At 38.7% G+C, this 19023-nt stretch carries 15 protein-coding genes and 2 pseudogenes; 5 read left to right on the top strand and 12 right to left on the bottom strand.

Going from position 1 to position 19023, the window contains the following annotated elements; all coding sequences use genetic code 11:
• Nucleotides 1–40 precede the first annotated feature (40 nt).
• The gene (locus tag EDC41_RS08225) at nucleotides 41–1018 is read right to left on the bottom strand and encodes a calcium/sodium antiporter (protein ID WP_006250706.1); all 978 of its coding nucleotides are present in this window, start codon (nucleotides 1016–1018) and stop codon (nucleotides 41–43) included.
• 111 nt (nucleotides 1019–1129) lie between these two features.
• Here EDC41_RS08225 and glnD point away from each other — a divergent pair, with 111 nt between their 5' ends.
• Nucleotides 1130–3697, top strand: a complete 2568-nt coding sequence (gene glnD, locus EDC41_RS08220) for a bifunctional uridylyltransferase/uridylyl-removing protein GlnD (RefSeq protein WP_006249449.1) — start codon at nucleotides 1130–1132, stop codon at nucleotides 3695–3697.
• Between the two features lie 176 nt (nucleotides 3698–3873).
• On the opposite strand, the gene EDC41_RS08215 is transcribed toward glnD, so the two are convergent.
• From EDC41_RS08215 to EDC41_RS08200, 4 genes and pseudogenes are all read right to left on the bottom strand, one after another.
• Nucleotides 3874–4632 carry an iron ABC transporter ATP-binding protein gene (locus EDC41_RS08215; RefSeq protein ID WP_006250705.1) on the bottom strand — a complete coding sequence of 253 codons (759 nt, stop codon included), beginning with the start codon at nucleotides 4630–4632 and terminating at the stop codon, nucleotides 3874–3876.
• A gap of 19 nt (nucleotides 4633–4651) precedes the next feature.
• Nucleotides 4652–5530, bottom strand: coding sequence for an iron chelate uptake ABC transporter family permease subunit (locus EDC41_RS08210; protein ID WP_006252852.1), 879 nt, complete (start codon nucleotides 5528–5530; stop codon nucleotides 4652–4654).
• A 52-nt stretch (nucleotides 5531–5582) separates the two neighbouring features.
• On the bottom strand, nucleotides 5583–6551 hold the full coding sequence (locus tag EDC41_RS08205; RefSeq protein WP_006250703.1) for an ABC transporter permease: 969 nt from the start codon (nucleotides 6549–6551) through the stop codon (nucleotides 5583–5585).
• A gap of 93 nt (nucleotides 6552–6644) precedes the next feature.
• A pseudogene (locus EDC41_RS08200) lies at nucleotides 6645–7540 on the bottom strand (siderophore ABC transporter substrate-binding protein).
• A gap of 173 nt (nucleotides 7541–7713) precedes the next feature.
• Here EDC41_RS08200 and EDC41_RS08195 point away from each other — a divergent pair.
• From EDC41_RS08195 to nrdR, 3 genes are read left to right on the top strand one after another with little or no spacing between them, the layout of a single operon-like run.
• Complete coding sequence (locus tag EDC41_RS08195) at nucleotides 7714–9177, top strand: replicative DNA helicase (protein ID WP_006250701.1); 1464 nt, start codon at nucleotides 7714–7716, stop codon at nucleotides 9175–9177.
• Nucleotides 9167–9472, top strand: a complete 306-nt coding sequence (locus EDC41_RS08190; RefSeq protein WP_006250700.1) for a YcgL domain-containing protein — start codon at nucleotides 9167–9169, stop codon at nucleotides 9470–9472. Before EDC41_RS08195 ends, EDC41_RS08190 begins: the two co-directional genes overlap by 11 nt.
• On the top strand, nucleotides 9472–9921 hold the full coding sequence (gene nrdR, locus EDC41_RS08185) for a transcriptional regulator NrdR (protein ID WP_006249443.1): 450 nt from the start codon (nucleotides 9472–9474) through the stop codon (nucleotides 9919–9921). The genes EDC41_RS08190 and nrdR overlap by 1 nt, the downstream gene beginning before the upstream one ends.
• Nucleotides 9922–9994: 73 nt before the next feature.
• On the opposite strand, the gene EDC41_RS08175 is transcribed toward nrdR, so the two are convergent.
• The 4 genes and pseudogenes from EDC41_RS08175 to EDC41_RS08165 form a co-directional block, all read right to left on the bottom strand.
• Nucleotides 9995–10690: a substrate binding domain-containing protein gene (locus EDC41_RS08175; RefSeq protein WP_006250699.1), complete on the bottom strand. Its 696-nt coding sequence runs from the start codon at nucleotides 10688–10690 to the stop codon at nucleotides 9995–9997.
• A 21-nt stretch (nucleotides 10691–10711) separates the two neighbouring features.
• The gene (locus EDC41_RS13685) at nucleotides 10712–10864 is read right to left on the bottom strand and encodes a LysR family transcriptional regulator (RefSeq protein WP_006250698.1); all 153 of its coding nucleotides are present in this window, start codon (nucleotides 10862–10864) and stop codon (nucleotides 10712–10714) included.
• A gap of 61 nt (nucleotides 10865–10925) precedes the next feature.
• Nucleotides 10926–11578, bottom strand: a pseudogene (locus tag EDC41_RS08170) (IS1595 family transposase).
• A gap of 29 nt (nucleotides 11579–11607) precedes the next feature.
• Nucleotides 11608–15744 carry an NACHT domain-containing protein gene (locus tag EDC41_RS08165; protein WP_020824053.1) on the bottom strand — a complete coding sequence of 1379 codons (4137 nt, stop codon included), beginning with the start codon at nucleotides 15742–15744 and terminating at the stop codon, nucleotides 11608–11610.
• A 182-nt stretch (nucleotides 15745–15926) separates the two neighbouring features.
• Between EDC41_RS08165 and EDC41_RS08160 the strand changes: the two genes are divergently transcribed.
• Nucleotides 15927–16874: an NAD(P)H-dependent flavin oxidoreductase gene (locus EDC41_RS08160; RefSeq protein WP_115262397.1), complete on the top strand. Its 948-nt coding sequence runs from the start codon at nucleotides 15927–15929 to the stop codon at nucleotides 16872–16874.
• A gap of 62 nt (nucleotides 16875–16936) precedes the next feature.
• Here EDC41_RS08160 and EDC41_RS08155 read toward each other — a convergent pair whose 3' ends face one another.
• The 3 genes from EDC41_RS08155 to yedE form a co-directional block, all read right to left on the bottom strand.
• Nucleotides 16937–17281 (bottom strand): VanZ family protein, encoded by a 345-nt coding sequence (locus tag EDC41_RS08155; protein ID WP_006252939.1) that lies wholly within the window; start codon nucleotides 17279–17281, stop codon nucleotides 16937–16939.
• A gap of 100 nt (nucleotides 17282–17381) precedes the next feature.
• A complete protein-coding gene (yedF, locus tag EDC41_RS08150; protein ID WP_006250922.1) occupies nucleotides 17382–17651 on the bottom strand; it encodes a sulfurtransferase-like selenium metabolism protein YedF in 270 nt (89 codons plus the stop codon).
• A 40-nt stretch (nucleotides 17652–17691) separates the two neighbouring features.
• Complete coding sequence (yedE, locus tag EDC41_RS08145; protein WP_006250923.1) at nucleotides 17692–18894, bottom strand: selenium metabolism membrane protein YedE/FdhT; 1203 nt, start codon at nucleotides 18892–18894, stop codon at nucleotides 17692–17694.
• Nucleotides 18895–19023 lie beyond the last annotated feature (129 nt).

Raw genomic sequence — 19023 nt, 5'->3', positions numbered from 1 at the left:
TAAATTAAAGAGCCACGTTTGTGGCTCTTTGAATTTGGTACTAGACCGCAGTTTTAAACAAATAGAAATTATAGCCTACATAAGCGGCAAAGAGTAATAAGCCCTCTAACCGGTTAATTCTGCCACCTTCTGTCCGACGATAGAGGTTGATTCCGAAAATGAATAGTAAGAAGGTAAGGGCAGACATTATCAAAACATCTCGAGAAAACACTTCCGCTGAAGCTTGCATTGGTTCTATAGCACCGGCAATCCCCACCACGGCTAACGTATTAAATAAGTTAGAACCGATAATGTTACCTAAAGCTAAATCCACTTCTCCTTTACGAGCAGCTGCAATAGAAGAGGCTAATTCAGGTAGTGAGGTGCCTACCGCCACAATAGTAAGCCCGATTACCAAATCACTCACACCAAAAAATTTAGCCACTTCAACTGCTCCCCAGACTAAGAATTGGGAACTAATTACTAGCGATACTAAACCAATAATTAGCCAAAGAATGGATTTTCCTAATCCCATCTTAGCACTATTGGTTAATTCTGCATCAACATCTAAGCTTAATGCATCATTTTTACTTTTCATTGCGGTAATAATTGTCCACGCCATATATACAAAAAACACAGCAAGTAAAATAATCGCATCAAGTTGAGTGACGTTTGCATCATAAACCAAATAAGCAGAAAGCAGGGTGACAGCCAGTAAAATCGGCAACTCTTTTTTTAACACATCGGAATTAACTGATAGTGGTTTAATTATTGCGGTTAAACCTAAAATCAGCGCAATATTGGTAATGTTAGAACCGTAGGCATTACCGAGAGCGATACCCGGCGATCCGCTTAATGCAGAAGATGCGGATACGAGCATCTCCGGTGCAGATGTACCAAAACCAATGACCACAATACCGATTAACAATGGTGTCATACCAAAATGGCGAGCCGTAGAGGCTGCCCCTTCTACAAAACGATCCGCACTCCAAACTAATATAATTAAGCCACCGATAATAGCGGCAACAGCAAGTGTCATAAACTATCCTTTTAGATGAAAAACATAAAGGCATTATAAGCATTTTAGCCAAAATAAATATAGGCAAACGAAAATAAATGACCTATTATTTTGCCAGTTTAGGAAGAGATTATGATGAAAAACAGCAACGAATTAAAAACGCTTTTATCAGCATTTACGGAGCAACAGCGGCAAGCATTTCAATCCGAAAATGTACTCAGCTTACTTGCACAACGTAGCCAATTTTATGACCAACTACTGCAAGCACTTTGGCAAGATTTTGGACTCGCTCAATATGAACATATTACCCTATTAGCGGTAGGGGGGTACGGACGTGAGGAGATGTTTCCGCTTTCGGATCTGGATATCTTAGTGTTAACTGAAAAACCGCTAGAAGAGGCTATTCAGCAGCGTTTAAACGAACTATTTGCCTTGCTTTGGGACAGCAAACTGCAACTTGGCACCAGTGTGCGTACGCTCGAAGAATGTATTCAGATTGGGAAAGCAGAAATTTCGGTTGCCACTAATATGTTGGAAGGGCGATTTTTATTGGGTAATAAATCGCTTTGGCTAAGATTAAAAGAAGCACTTTATCAGCCGGATTTCTGGGATATTAAAGCGTTTTTTAGAGCGAAAATGGCGGAAAAAAATGAGCGTTATGCACGTTATCATAATACTAGCTATAACCTTGAGCCAGATCTCAAACATAGCCCGGGAGGATTGCGAGATCTGCATTTAATCTCTTGGATTATGCTACGGCATTATGGTGTATCTTCTTTTGTCGATCTCCTCAATAAAGGGCTACTTTACCCGGAAGAATATAAGGAGCTGATCGCAGCACAAGCGGTACTTTTTCGGATGCGTTTTGCACTTCATTTGCAACTGAAACGTTACGATAATCGCCTTCGGTTTGACAGACAATTACAACTGAGTGAAATATTAGGCTACCAAGGCGAAGCAAATCAAGCGGTGGAATTAATGATGCGAGATTATTTTCAAGCCACAAAATCTATTTCGCAACTGAGCCAATTATTGTTAAACAGTTTTGAACAAGCCTATGTAAACGAGTTGCAAAAAAATGCACAAAAACAACCGCTTGATCAGTATTTTTATCGGCAAGAACAGCAATTGTTTGTGGTCGAACGCAAAATATTTAAAACCCAACCCACAACAATGTTGGATCTCTTTTTTCATCTTACTAATGACCCTACGTTAATAGCGAATGCCGACACCTTACGTCAGTTGAGACTGTGTTTACAGCAACAACACGAGCCTATGTGCTTTTTGCCTGAAATGCGAGAGAAATTCGTACAGCTTTTTGCTCAACCGAAAGTCATAAGCCGAGCAATAGTTCCAATGCACCAACTGGGTTTTTTAAGTGCTTATCTACCGCAATGGAAGGGGATCGAAGGGCTAATGCAATTCGACCTATTCCATATTTATACAGTCGATGAGCATACGGTCAGAGTCATGTTAAATTTAGAAAATTTTAGCGAAGATCCAAGTCGGGCGTTTTTCCCACTATGTCATCAGCTATTTGCAACGCTTTCTGAGAAACCGTTGCTCTATCTTGCGGCTCTTTTCCACGATATTGGCAAGGGTAGAGAGGGCGAACACGCTCAAGTTGGTGCGCTGGATATGCGAGAATTTGCGGAACTACACGGTTTTTCTCAAGCACAAATCAATGATATGGTTTGGCTGGTGGCAGAGCATTTGACAATGTCGATCACCGCACAAAGACGAGATATCCACGATCCGCAAATCATCAGCGAATTTGCAAAAAAAGTGCAAAATCAGACCGCTTTATCTTCACTACTTTGTTTAACGGTTGCAGATATTTGTGCAACCAGTGAGAGCCTCTGGAATGATTGGAAAGCCTCGCTGTTTACCCAATTATATCAATTTACGCTACAGCAACTGGCTCAAAATTTGAATTATCAAGCAGTGGCACAAGAGCATCGCTTGCAAGCATTAGAACTGATGAAGTTCGTGCTTTCAGCTGATGAGCGAATAGCATTAAACGCATTTTGGCAACCTTGCCCGGAGCGTTATTTTCTTCACCATACACCGACTCAGTTGGTATGGCACGCTCTGCATTATGTAAAAACTCGCCGGTTGCCGATGGTTTTAATCAGTAATGAATATGCCCGTGGTGGTACAGAAATTTTTGTATGTTGCCAAGATCAACCTCAACTGTTTGCTCGAATCGCCCAATTACTCAGCCAAAAACGCATTAGCATTCACGATGCACAAATTATTACTACTGAAAATGGTGTAGTGTTAGACAGCTTTATTGTAAGTGAGCGTGATGGTGATGATGATTTAACCGATGAGAGATGTATGCAAATTCAGCAGGCGATGATGAAAATGTTAAGCTTAACTGAAACAGGCATAAAATTTACCAAAAAACCGGTGAAACATTTGTCATTTAAGCGTAAAACTCGGCTGCGTTTTCTTCCTCCGTCATCAAAGCAACAAACCGAATTTGAACTTTTTACCTTGGATAGAGAAGGGTTGTTGGCACAAATAGGCTATATTTTTAACCGGCTCCGATTAAATTTAATTAATGCGAAAATTACGACTATTGGTGAAAGGGTAGAGGATTTCTTTGTGGTCAGTAATGATCAAGGAAAAGCTTTATCGGAACAAGAACAGTTAGAACTAAAAGCCATTCTAATTACCGAACTAGATAGTGAATGAAAACAACCGCTTGGAGTGAAGACTGCAAGCGGTAAATTTTTCAACGTTTTAGGTAAATTAAATCACGAGTTAAGAGAGGTTGAGAATTCAAGAAATTAGAAACTAAATATAAGTTTCTATCGTTTAGATTAATAAATTAAGACGCAATTTTTATTAATTACCATGATCTTCAAACGTTAAATATGATGAATAACTAAAGGTTTGCCTTGGCATTCTAACACTTCGGCATCAAGATTAAACACTGTTTTTAAATTTTCAGTGGTGATAATCTCTTTTGGGGTGCCGATCATCTTAATTCCACCATCTTTCATTGCAATAATAGTATCTGCGTAAGCAGCAGCAATGTTGATGTCGTGTACCACCATTATAGTAGTTAAGGCGAGTTCATCGGTTAATTTTCGTAATAATTTCATTAATTCCCGAGCATGGAACATATCTAAATTATTCAGTGGTTCATCTAATAAGATATGATCGGTTTGCTGACAGAAGGTCATTGCAATTAATGCCCGCTGGCGTTGCCCTCCGGATAATTCATTTAAGAATCGGTGGGAGAAAGTCGATAAATCAAATCGTACCAGAGCCTCTTCTACAATGGCATTATCGTGCGAAGTGATTCTGCCTTGATGATGAGGGTAACGCCCAAATAACAGCAGATCTTTGACGGTAATACGGCTATGAATCACATTATCTTGGGTCAAGATAGCCAGTTGTCGAGCGATAGTTTGAGAAGCTGTGTTGGCTGTATTCAGCTCATTTAAGTGGATTTCACCCTGTTGGATAGGTTGCAAGCGTGCAATTAAAGAGAGCAGGGTGGATTTGCCCGCACCATTTGCTCCGATTAAAGCGGTAATACCACCATTTGGAATGGTTAAATTGATATTATTCAGAATCGTGGCATTCCCGATTTTGTGGTGAAGATTTTTAACCGTTATCATTTTCTTCCTTAATTTATGGTTATTTTTTCCGTTTTAAAATGAGATAAATAAAGACAATACCGCCAATAAATTCAATAACGACACTCAGAACCCCTTGCATTTTCAGCACTTGCTCGAAGATTGCCTGCCCTAAAATTAAGGTGATGGCAGAGATTAAAAAAGTCATTGGTATTCGCACGCTATGGCAAACAGTCGGGCTAATTGCATTAACAATGGCACAAACAAGTAGCCCTAGAAATAGAATCGGGCCAACAAGTGCGGTTGAAACAGACACCAACAATCCACAACAGATTAGTAATTGACGTGAAAATTGATGATATTCTAACCCAAGCCCAATTGCCTTATCTTTGCCAAGTAACAAAATATCTAATTTATGCCGTTGTAACCAGACCCAAATGGCAGAGAGAATAGCGATACAGCCTCCAATCCAAAGTAATGTAGGGGTAGTCAGGTTAAATGAGGCAAAAGAAGTGCCTTGAGCAACGGCAAACTCTGTTGGGTCGATCATTCGTTGCAACAAATTATTTAGGCTTCTAAATAAGACACCAAAGATGACACCGATTAAAAGCATTCGGGTTAAATCGGATCGATTTCGATTCAGTGAACTAAATAGTAATATTGATGCCCCTAGCATTAACAAGGTTTCAAAGAAAAACTTATAGCTTGGGTCTAACTGAGTAAAGCCTAAACCGCCAAATAAAAATACTAACGAGGTTTGCAATAGCAAGTAGAGCGAATCGAACCCCAAAATACTTGGAGTTAAAATAGGATTATGTGTGAGTGTTTGGAATAGCAGGGTCGAAATACCAATCGTATAAGCAATAGTACAGAGCAAAATAAGCTTTTTGCCACGCAGTTGCAATATAAAGTCCCAATTACCTTTCGCATTATAGGTCATATAAAACAGAATACTTGCTAATAAGATTAAGCTTAAAACGATAAAGCGTGATCTAACCACGAGCCTTCTCCTCAGCCCGTTTCCCTTTGAGCAATAAATAGAGGAAAATCACTGTCCCAATAATCCCAAAAATAGTAGAAATCGGCACTTCATAAGGGGCATTGATGGCTCGCCCTAAAATGTCACAAATCAGGACTAAATTCGCACCTAACACCACGACCGCAGGCAGATTTTTACGCAATCGGTCACCTGCTATGCGAGAGACAATATTAGGGACGACCAAGCCGATAAACGGAATCTGTCCAACCGTCACCACGACAATAGCGGTAATCATCGCCACCACAATTAAGGCAAGCCAAGTCATTTGTTTGTAGTTAATGCCTAAGTTGGTACTAATATTTTCACCAAGGCCTGCAATGGTTAATTGATCTGCCATCACATAAACCACAACAGCCAGAATAGCGGTAATCCAGAGCAGTTCATACCGACCTGCCAAAATACCGGAGAAATCGCCGGAAAACCAAATCGAAAGCACTTGTAGGCTGTCAGTTTCATAAGCAATAAAAGTGCTGATAGCTTCAATAACATTGCCAAAAACGATCCCGATTAATGGGAGCATTAATTGTTGATGAGGCGGTAATTGACGAATGAGCAACATAAAAAGCCCCATTCCCATTAATGCACTTAATGTGGCAATAGACATTTTTAACAGTAATGCTGATGTTGGGAAAAGTAAACTAGCAAGTAAAATACCAATTGCCGCACTTTGGCTAGTGCCAATCATACTAGGCTCAATAAAGCGGTTCTTCAGCACAATTTGTAATACCATACCTGCAACGGCTAAGGTTGCACCGACTAATATCACTGCGAGCGTTCTTGGTAAACGGCTGATAAAAAAGATCTGACTTTGTTCGGAAGAATGAAAAATTTCACTCCAATGAAAATCTGCCACACCCACACTGGCACTGATTGGAATGAGCAATATTAAAAGAAATAGATTTAATCTAAAAAAAGAGAACATAGTGATAAATAGCAAGCGGTCATATTCTCTCTCTTTTTTACAAATGCAGGCACTTGCAAAAATAGGAGGAAATCTGACCGCTTGTAAGGTTAATTATTTTTTCTCAAATGCTGTTTTAATGTTAGTTAGGTCGGTTTTCATCTGCTCATAACCACCCGGCGCTAAATATGAGGCAGCACTTAGATAAACGATATTACCGTTTTTCCAAGCTTTAGTTTGACGAACTAATTCATTATCCAACACTTGTTGGGCTGATTGACCTTCTTGTCCGATAGCCGCAATACGGTCTAACACAAACAACCAATCCGGATTGAGTTTTTGGATAAATTCAAACGAAACAGGCTGACCGTGACCGGTATTTTTAATGCTAGAATCTGCCATTGGAATCCCTAAATTATCGTGAATCCAACTTAAACGATAACCTGAACCAAATGCAGAAATTTTGCCACCATTGACTAAAATAATCAGTCCGTTACCTTTACCTTTTACTGCCACTTTGGTTTGGTCTAATAAAGTATTAATTTCTGCTTTTAGTTTTTCGGTTTCCGCTTCTTTATTAAATAATTTGCCGAAAGAATCAAGACGCTGTAATCCGCTTTCGATTAATTTATCGCCATTATCCGTCATGTCGATGGTTTTCGCAATTTGGCTGACTTCATCAAATGTTTTTGCTGTGCGTGTGCCAACAATGATCAAATCCGGATTTAAAGAATTTAACGCTTCTAAATCCGGCTCAAATACCGTACCGACATTCACCGCTTTGTCTGCACTCGGTTTAAGATAAGAAAGCACCTTAAATTCAGGCATACCATCAATTTTTACACCTAAGGCTTGTAAAGTATCCAAACTTCCGGTGTCAAACACGGCAATTTTAGACGGGGTTTCTTTGAAAGTAACCTCTCTGCAGTTGGAATAGTAACATCTTTGGCAAATGCAGAAGCAGCAAACACAGCAGTTGCGGTCAATGCAAACAAGGCTTTTTTAATCATTGGATAACTCCATTTATATTGAAAATAATTCTCAAAGATTTTAACGAAAATTGATTTTAAGTAAAGCGGAAAATAACAAGCGGGCGAATTTTGCCTAAAATTTGCAAATTTCAATTTAATTAAAATTCCGATACACTATGTACATCAATACGTCATTATAGCAAGAGAAAAATATGGCAGAATATAGCGGAACAACCCAAGAGAAGATGAAAGATAAGCAGGTTGAGCAAATTAATATCTCACCACATTCGATTGAGGCAGAGCAAGCGGTGCTTGGTGGCATTATGCTCAGTAATGATCACTGGGATAATGTTGCTGAGCGTGTACAACCGCACGATTTTTACAACTATGCGCATCGAATTATTTTTGAACAAATGGCGGAGTTGGTGCGCCACAATAAACCGATTGATATTATTACGCTGGATCAAGCCTTAAAAGACAAAGGGGTGCTGCAAGATGTAGGAGGTTTTGCCTATTTAGCCGAGCTTTCTAAAAATACCCCGAGTGCAGCAAATATTTTAGCCTATGCGGATATTGTGCGAGATCGTTCCGATTTAAGAAGTGTAATCAGTGCCGGCAATCAAATTGCGGAAATGGGCTACAAAACGAAAGGGCGTAACTCCAAGGAAGTGTTAGACGAAGCAGAGCGAATTGTGTTTGAAATTGCAGAAAAACGCAATAATGCCAATGAAGGGCCACAACGTATTGACGATATTTTACTTAAAACACTCGCCCGAATGGATTCGCTATCTAAAAATCGCCATAACGGCGGAGTTACTGGTGTTTCTACCGGGTTTGTTGATCTCAATAAAAAAACCGCAGGGTTACAGCCTTCGGATTTAATCATTGTGGCAGCCCGTCCTTCAATGGGGAAAACTACTTTTGCAATGAACTTATGTGAAAATGCTTCATTAGTGGATATTGAAGATAAAGATGATTTAGACGAACAGGGTAATCCGAAGAAAAAACCGGCAAAGCCAGTGCTAATTTTCAGCCTGGAGATGCCGGCAGACCAAATTATGATGCGTATGCTTGCCTCACTTTCTCGGGTCGATCAAACCAAGATCCGAACCGGTCAGATTTCAGATGATGAAGACACTGCTAAAATCTCCAGCACAATGGCAATTTTACAAGAACGTAATAATATCTATATTGATGATAGCTCCGGTTTAACACCGACCGAATTACGTTCTCGAGCGAGACGGATTTATCGTGAAAATGGCGGATTAAGCTTGATTATGGTGGACTATCTCCAATTAATGCGAGCGCCGGGATTTGCAGATAATCGTACTTTAGAAATCGCAGAAATTTCCCGTTCTTTAAAGGCACTAGCGAAAGAATTAGAAGTGCCAGTAGTCGCTCTTTCTCAGCTAAACCGGAGTTTGGAACAACGTGCCGATAAACGTCCGGTAAACTCGGATTTGCGTGAGTCAGGTTCTATTGAGCAAGATGCGGACTTAATTATGTTTATTTATCGTGATGAGGTCTATAACGACAATTCCGATCTGAAAGGCATTGCGGAAATTATTATCGGAAAACAACGTAACGGCCCGATTGGTCGGGTGCGTTTAACGTTCCAAGGGCAGTATTCCCGTTTTGATAATTACACAGGAGGGCATTATGATGATGAATACTAAACCAACTCAGCCAATCACACTTTGTGCGATTTATCGCAGTAAGGCAAAAGAAGGAATGTATTTATATGTGCCTAAGCGTGACCAATTTGAGCAAGTACCGGAAACATTACGCCAGTTATTTGGTAAGCCTGAATTTGTGATGATGTTTAATTTAACCGGTGAAAAGCCATTGGTGCGTGCTAAAAACGAAGAAGTGTTACAATTACTTATAGAGCAAGGCTACTATTTGCAAATGCCACCTCCGCCGGAGAATTTGCATAAAGCCTTTATCGCACAACAGAAAGGGGAAAAATAATGCGCTGCCCATTTTGTTCCACTGAAGAAACTAAAGTGATCGATTCACGGCTTGCAGCAAGCGGTTATCAAATTCGCCGCCGCCGTGAATGTATAAGCTGTAAAGAACGTTTTACTACCTTTGAATCGGCCGAATTAGTTGTGCCTTACGTGATCAAAAATAATGGTAGCCGAGAGCCGTTTGATGCCGAAAAATTAAGAACAGGGTTAAGACGTGCATTAAATAAACGCCCTGTCAGTGCTGATGATGTCGAAAAAGCAATTAGCCAAATCATTATTCAGCTGCAAGCGATGGGCGAACGAGAAGTGCCGAGTCGCCATATCGGTACATTGGCAATGAACGCACTTAAACAATTAGACAAAGTAGCATATATCCGCTTTGCCTCTATTTATTTAAGCTTTAGTGATATTGAAGAGTTCATTAAAGAAATTGAAAAATTAAAAGAGTAGTTGCAAAAAAACATAAAAAAATGACCGCTTGTGAGTTTAAAATCCACAAGCGGTCATTTTTCTTTAAAAATACTCAATTAGCTTTTACTTGTTCCAACACAAACCCTACAAACGCCCGCACAATGCTAGACGGATAACGATGGGCGGCATAAATCATCGTCAAATCAAATTTGGGGTTTTCTATCTCGCCCAAGACTTCCACCAAGCCATTTTCTGCCACGAGTCTATCCACCATGCTGTCGGCAAGCAGCGCCACTGCTTTGCCCTGTTTTGCCATATATTCAATGGCATAGCTGTCATTGCTGGCAAAAAGATAGGGAATTTCCACCGCTTGTCTGCCAGTGCCAAGTGTAATGACGCTTGCTTCATTTTTTGCCCAAGCGGCAATGGGGAAATTTTTCAAATCTTTGATGGTATTGGGCGTACCCAATCGTGCCAATAAATCAGGGTGTGCCACCCATTTACTGCCGATTTGCCCCACTTTTTTGGCGATAAACTGTTCGCCGTGTAACTGCCCAATCCGAAATGCTACATCAATGCCGTCTGCCGACAAATCAAGCAGACGGTCGGTCAGCGTGCAATGCACCTGTACCTGTGGGTAGGCTGCCTGAAAATCAGCTATCCACGCCAAAACAGGCTCGCAGGCAGGGCTTGCCGACAGGCGTAATTTGCCCTTTAAATTGCCTTGCTCTTCAAACAACACTTCTTTGGCAGTGGCAAGCTGTTCAATGGACAAATGCACCTGTTCATACAGGCGTTGCCCTGCCATTGTGGGTTTAACGCCTGATTTTTAGTGGTCAAAGAGTTGAATGTTAAGCTCTTTTTCCAAATCGGCAATTTGACGGCTAATGGTTGCAATCGGTACATTGAGTCGCTCGGAGGCTTTGGAGAGACTGCCGTGCTGGATAACGGCGACAAAGAGGCGGAGGGTGTTGAGGTTCATTGTTTTTCTCCCCAATGTTCAATTTCTTGAATAAAATGTTTGGGGCTGTAGTAGATTAGCCCTAAATCTCACACCATTTTCGCAACGTTTTGAGCTGTTCTTTTGGTGTACCAAAGTTAAACCGAAATTCACATTCCTTCAAGAATAAAGGGAAATTTTTTCGGTTAATTCCGTTATATTTTCGGAGTACTCGCTTCGCTTGATTCCAAAAATTTTCAATGCCATTGATATGGTTTTGTTTCTCCGCAAACAGTTCGGAATGGTTGATTCGCTCGTGATGAAATTCGCTCACATCAAGGGCATCATAGCTACGATAGGTATCCGTATAAACCCAGCTGTCAGGCTTGATTTTCCTTGTAATGACCGGCATTAGCGTTTCTGATTTGTATTTTCTACCACTACGGTAAACACCTTTCCTTGACGCTTCAACAAACCGAATACAGCGACTTTCCCAGCCGCACCTCGCCCTCGTTTTCCTTTGCGATGACCACCAAAATAGCTTTCATCTACCTCAATTTTTCCCTCAAAAATTTCATGAGCTTCAAGGGCTAAATGGTGTTCAATGACCAGCCTAATTTTGTGGTAAAACAGGGCTGCCGTATTGGGTTGAATACCTAATAAATCAGCAGCGGTTCTAGCGGTCACTTCAGCAACAAAAAATTCAAGAAGCTTTTTCTGCAAAGATTTCTTTAATTTACAATGGGTTATCTTCATTTTTGTAGTATAGCAGTGATGCTAATCTACTACGGCCCCAAATGTTTAATACTGCCTTGGACTTGTTGATTTTTACCATATAGATAATAAACGCCTGAAAGTTCTTGTAAAAATTTACTTTCTTTATAAGCGTGTTTTTCACCCAACACAGTCCAAACTAACTTTAACTTATGCTCTTTTAAAAAATCCAAAAATTTGTCTTTTTTAACCAGTAAGCTATTTTGAAATTTTTCATTTATCTCTGGATTAAAGCAAACCAAATTATTTTGTAAATCAACCCAATAACCATCTTTAATCGCATTTTTCATTTTCATTCCGTGATAAAGCATAGGAATTGGCGCATAAAATGAAATGCCGTCATTGCCATAAGTAGATTCCCAAGTGTGAGAATCGACACTAGGTATTACCTTAAATGAAGGCGATTCATTTTCCCTATGTCGATAAATTTCTTGCCACTCATTTAATGTATTTTCGGCAAAAAATTGATGAATATTCATTCCATAGTGTTCATTACCTTCTGGCATCCATCTTTCCATAAAATCTTGTTGTGCCAACCAATTTTTTGCTTTTGAAAATTGAAATTCTTTAACTAAATAACTTCTAATTTGTAACCACATTTGCCTATCATAAGTTTCTTTTTGCCCAAATTTTGCTAATTCACGAAAATCATCGTGTCTTTCTAGAACAAGCCACTGTTCATCATTAATCGTTACTTCCAAAAGATTACTAACATCAGGAAAATCATTTATTTTTACCCAATCATCAATTAATTCATCATTTTGAATGGTAAAATAGTGTTTTGTTTTACATTGTTTTTGATTTATGTATTGAAAAAATACATCTGTTTTAGTTGGCGGTACAATTTTAATTTGGGTTTTGGGTAGATAAAAGTTGTCCAAATTAGTAATATATTCAAGCCCTATTTCATCGGCATAGCGATTAGAAAAAGCAGGAAAATTATCCATCACCCTTGCCAAGATTTCATACAAAGCCAACCATTGATATTTCTTGCCAATTCGCTCAATTTTATTAGTATCATCTCTTCGCCAATATCTTGAACGAGTTTCTTTATCAAACTCAAGGTGCTTCTTGTCATCATAGCCAAATTGCTCAAAAATCATTTGGCAAGCATAATTACTTAATAAATCAACATTGATGAGATTGCCGAATTTATAACTCTCCCAATTTCGGAATTTGGCTTCAAAAGTATATCTGCCAAAATCACCATATCCACACATACCACGACCATATTCAGTTGTCATTGAACGGATAATGATTCTTTGTCCATCAGAATGATATTTTTTATCAATTTCTTCATTGGTTGGTAAGTTTTGGGGAAATGAACTTCTATAAGGTGGCGTAATTCTTTCTCTGATTATCTCAATATCATCTGATGAATATTCATCTTTTTGCAAAGAGTATTCAATAATATGGCGAGCATAATTACGAACCAAAACATTGGGATAAATTTCTTCTGTTTCAGGTTGATTAAATATTTGATTATCTATCTCTAATGCAAGTGCTTTTAAGCCAGATGAATTTTCAGAATAAGCAACAGCTCCGTGAATGGCAGATAAAATACCTTCCATAACATAAGGGTCATTAACCTCTATAAATTCCTTGAATAACGCCAATGCAATTTCCAATCTATTCCATAATAAATGAGCCAGTGCATTAATATAGCCATTTCTACTTCGTTTATCGGTAGAAGTAAATAGCCAACTAACAGCAATTGCACCCAATAATAGTGCTTCAGGTTCAATATTTTCTTGACCACTTGATTTCTGACACCAAGTTAGTAATCGTTCAATTGCTGGGCATTGATCAGACTCCAAAGCAATAAAAGCTGTCCAAATCTCATCTCTATCTGCCAAAGAAAAAGAATAAAGTTTGTTATGTAAATATTTTATATTTAATGGGTGGTTAATTTCGGTAGCCAGTTGATATAAAATATTAATCCAAGTTGCTTGATTAAAATATGGACTATTTTTGAAAAATTGATGTAGTTTTTGCATATTGATTTTTTCAGGCTGCCTCCAAAAGAGATTTTCTACAATAATCTCAAACCAAGACCATTCCTTTGAATAATCAATCACTTCAAATACTTCAAAATCAAATCGTTCTGGCAACAATACACTTAATGCTTCCCATACGCCCTTATCATAGCCAACTCTACTATATAGCTTTTTTCCTTGTTCAGTGCTTAACCATTGAACAAAATCGTCTTGATTATGAATATTTTTTAATATTAAATTGGCCTTTTGATAATCCCCAATTCGTTCATAATTAAAATAAATATACTCTTCATCTCTGTTATAGTAAGCATTTTTACTAATAACATTTTCTTTGATTAAATAATCAAGAAATTTTTTGGCATCTGTTTCTGCAATATCTACTATTAATTCATCACAAATTGCTCTCTTAACCGTCATATAATCCAAACTATATTTATCTTCTTCCAATTGTAATTTGGCAATAACATTAGCTGCTCTTTGAACCAGATGAGAACCAATATCCTGTTCAATTTGTTCACAAATGCGTTTTTCAATACCATCTAAATAAGATTTTACAATGTGATTAAATCCCTTATGACCTTTTGGAACACAGGTTTCCCCTTGATACTTCAAAGATTCACAAAATAATTTTAAATATAATGGGTTGGAAAATTCTGGATTAAGCAAAGGAATGCTTGGTAATTGCAAGCCATAATAAGGAAAAAATATTTGAATGGCTTCAAATTCATTATCTATAAACCCTGTGTGCTTGATATAACACAATTTATCCTGATTTTTAATATTTAATTTATTAAAAATAATATCTTGGTAGCTATCTCGCACACTCAGAACCAGTCCAATATTTGGATATTGACTTACCAACTCAATTAATCCATTAAGTTGGTTATTCCATAATGATTTCCCTTCACCCTCATTTAAGGCGTCTATGGCTAAAATAACCCGTTCTTTTTGCATTTCTCCGATACTATCTAATGCGGATAAAAATACTTCGGGTGTGATATTAAGATTTAATTGTTTGGATAAGATTTGATTCCAAGCATTGGATTTTTCTGTAAAATCCTGCCCCAATAACAACAAAGAATACTTTCCAGAATTTTGTCTTTTTTGGACAAAATCACCCAATAAATGAGATTTTCCACTACCAGCTTGACCAGTTAAAACAAGCACTTTACCATTAAATAATGATAATTCAGATGAATTTAAAATCTGAATAATGTCTTCCAAACCATTAATTAAATTTCTAAAATGATAATAGTCATTATTATTGGATTTTTCGTTGTTTAGATTGTTTTTTGAAAAATCTTGAAAGTATTCTATTAATGTATTAATTTTTTTAGTTATTAGATGAATATCAATTGTTGTTTCTAAATTATTTATATTTAATAAGTTAAGTTTGTTAATCAAAAGTTCATATACAGGTTCAAAATGATTTTCCAACGCTTCGTAACGATAAAGAGATTTGTATTGTGATTTAATTTCTACTAACAATTTATGAAATTCATCACTCAGATGTTTTTTGAAAATTTGGGTTCTTGCCAAGCTTTCTAATTGCATTGCAATAGGTAAATCAACATTAATTTCAGGTGTATAACGCACACCAAGATTATTAATGGCTTGTTGATTGTATTGTTCAAACCATTTGTCAGATAATTCGCTTTCGTTAAACCAAAAGAATTTTTTGCCTGCATTTTCAGGTTTTGATAATAAGTCAGATAATTCAAAACTTCCCCAAAATTCAAATTCTATTTCACGACCTTGTGATTGAGCAAAGTCTTTCCATCTTTGGGTATACTCCTCCCATTTGGTAAGAAATGATTTCTTTCCAGATACATTGGCATTTGCTCTATCGGTTGCCACACAAACATAGTATTTGGTTAGTTTAGGATAGTTTTTTAAAGATTCTTTAAAGGAATCTTCAATTTGTTGCCATTGTGATGAAGAAAATGAGCTTAAAAAATATTTGGCTTGCCAACCACATACGGAACCATCTGGCAATTCACACATTGCTTCAATCCCACCATCAGGTGCAGAAATTCGAGTAAATTTTCCTTGAGATTTAAATTCTTGGCGTGCCAATTGGCATACTAGCTCTTCAAAAGCACTATTTTGAGAACCTTGTAAGGGCTTGATGTTTTCCCATCTAATAGACATTTTCTTTTACCATAATTAAATATTCAATTTTGTTGATATGAGGATTGGCGTGTGTATTTCAAGTATTTTAGCATTGATAATTTTCCAAATCCGAAAACCACCTTCCCATTTTCACGCATTCCCTCTCAAATCCAAAACCATTAAACTACGTCCAATTCTTTTTATTCAAACAGGAAAATCCAATGAACCGCATTACCCAAATCTTAAATATCAAGCACCCTATCGTCCAAGCGCCAATGTCTTGGCTGACGGACGCTTATCTGGTAGCAAGCGTTGCCGAGGCTGGTGGGCTTGGTTTTTTAGCCCCACACGCAGGGCAACCCACCAATCCAACTTCCAACGAAGAAGTACTTGACCGTATGCGTAACGAGATTCGTAAGGTTAAGGCATTGACCGATAAGCCTTTTGGCGTACCATTTATTTTGTCTTATGATTTTTCGCTGATTCCGTTAATGGTGGATTTATTCATTGAAGAGCGTGTGCCTGTGGTGCTGGATAACGGCTGGCTTGACCCAGAGATTTACGCCAAATTCAAAGCTGCTGGCATTAAAATCATCTGCCGTTTGCCTAACCCCAATTTGGCGGACGCTTTAAAAGCCCAAGCATTGGGAGCAGATATTTTGGTGCTGACGGGTTTTGATGAGGGCGGTACTTTGCCGATGAAAGAGGTAGGCAGTTTTAATGTGCTGGCGGAATTTGTGGGCAAGGTGGATTTGCCGATAATGCTGGCTGGTGGTATTGCCGATAAAAAAGCGGTGCAGGCTGCCTTAACGCTTGGGGCTGAAGGCGTGTGGATTGGCACGGCATTTATCGCCACCGAAGAATGCCGTGCAAGCGAAAAAGTGAAAAACTGGATTGTGGAGGCAAATGCCAATGATCTGCTGTTATTCCGTACTGAACCACATTACTACCGTTCACTGCCGACTGAATTAGCGAAAAAATGCTTTGAAATGAGTGAAAATGGGGCAACTCGTTCTGAAATCGCCAAAGTGATGAACGCTAGCACAGGAATGCGTTTGGGTATGCTGGAAGGCGATTTTGAAAACGGCTATGTGTCGGTGGGCAATGGCATTTCAGCGATTGACCGCATTAAAACAGTGAAAGAATTGATTGATGAGTTGATGGCATAATTTTGGTAAAAAATGACCGCTTGTAGTATGGCTAAACCATATAACAAGTGGTCTTTTATGCTTTATTTTTTGCAATATTTTACTAGCAATAATGCAAGTGATGCACCTAGCATATCTGCCAGTCCATCAAGCCAAGATCCTTCTCTGGTTGAGGTGAAGGTTGCCTGAGCCCATTCGCTGGTGAAAGCATAGAGTAAGGCAAAAATTATTAACCCGAAATAAGGTATCCCTTTCTTTGAGCGGATAAAGGCGTTTGCAGATAACCAAATCTGGATAAAGAATAAGGCAAAATGGCTTACTTTATCAAAATGTGGAAAAGGTGGTATATCATTGGTGCTTTCACGAAAAAGTAAAGCATAAATGCCAATAATAAACCAAAATATTGCAAGTAAAGCGTATTTATTCATTTTTCTTTTACCTCTTAGAATAAAACGAGCCTTGCGTTACAAGGCTCTTGAATAGTTGCTATTTTACGACAAGCGGTCGTTTTTCACTAATGTTTTGCAATTAACGCTGAATTAAATAGCGTAATTTAGTGCCGTCTTGTTCCACGCTTAATAGGGTATAGCCGTGATTTTTAGTATCAATCGGAATATTATTAATCGATTGGGCACAATCGCTTAACAGTTCCAATATCTCGCCTTTTTGTAGTTGAGGCATTGTTTCTAACATCGTAATCGCAGGGTAAGGGCAAGGTTCGCCTAAGGTATCTAAGGTGTAATCAGGCGTGATGTCTTTCGGATCTTTATCTAGTTTTTGCACAACGGTGAATGCCATAGTCATTTTCCTCTTGTTGGTTGAAAATAAATTAAAAAGATTACGCAGTTGCCAATTTTGCCTTCGCTTTGGCAAGGAAGCGTTTTTCCCACCAAACCACAGCAATTAAGCAAAGAATTAATAAGCCATAATTCACGAATAATCCGCCAACCGGCCCAAATTCTTTGAGTAGGTTGATTTTTTCATAATCAAGGGTAAGCACCGGAGCTAAGTCGTCCCAGTAGTAAGCCAGCAGGGTTGAACCGACTACATTGCCTACGCCGACCCACATAAAATGAACCTGTCCTTCCATTGAACGGTACATCCAGCCGGTTTCACAGCCGCCGGCAAGCACAATGCCAAATCCGAATAATAAGCCGCCGATAATGGCATTTGGGCCAGCCCACAAAATTTTAGGTGAAACACCTAACTGAATATAAGAGAACACGCCGATTGTGCCGGCAATAATGCCGAAAATAATTGCTTTTGCCATATAAGCCCGTCCGGTAATCCATAAGTCACGGAAAGCGGAGGTAAAGCAAATTTGGGCTCGTTCAATCAATAAGCCAAAGGCTAAGCCGCAAAGCATTGCAAAACCAAGTTTGATTGAGGATTGCATTACATAAAGGGAAGCAGAAAGATAAGTGATAAAAATGAGCATACCAACCCAAAAACGGCGATTAGCTTGTTTCGGATCGTTTTCTTTGATTTTTGCTGCCCCTTTTTTCAGCTCTAATTTCACTCTAAACATCGGTAATAAAGTCACTTTTACCCCAAAGTAAGTGCCGATGGCGGTCGCAAAGGTGAAAAACCAAGCGTGGACGGAGAATTGCGGAATACCGGTAAAAAGAGAGGCGAGGTTACAGCCCATTGCTAAACGGGCTCCGAAACCGGCTAACGCACCGCCAATCAAGGCTTGGATAATCCGTTTTTTATGTGGCTGATTACGCCATTTGACGTTGTTCGCCCATAATGCAGCAGAAAGACAGCCGGCAAACATACCGAGAATCATCACACCGTCAATGCGGGTAAAGATGGTGCCGTCTAAGCCGATGAGTTGAAAATAGCTCCAGTTCGAAACATCAACACCCAAAGCATTTAACAGATGACCGCCCCAACGGGTAAATTCCCCTGTAACCGCCCAATAAGTGCCAGTAATGCCGAAATAATAAGCTGAAATAATACCAGCTGCGATCACTGCTGCAACAGGATTCCAATATTTGATTAGATAATTTTGTTTAAAACTTTGCCAAATCGCTAACATAAAACACCTTAACTAAGGATAGATTAATCGGATTTGCAAGAGGGTATAACGATGAAGAAAGGGACTGATTGATACAGTAATTAGTTCATTTCCTATACACAAAACTTGCGATATATCAATGCACATTTT

The organism is Mannheimia haemolytica (assembly GCF_004342115.1).
Lineage (GTDB): Bacteria > Pseudomonadota > Gammaproteobacteria > Enterobacterales > Pasteurellaceae > Mannheimia > Mannheimia haemolytica.
The sequence above is the reverse complement of the archived record's forward strand: the minus strand, read 5'-3'. Positions and strand labels throughout refer to the sequence as shown.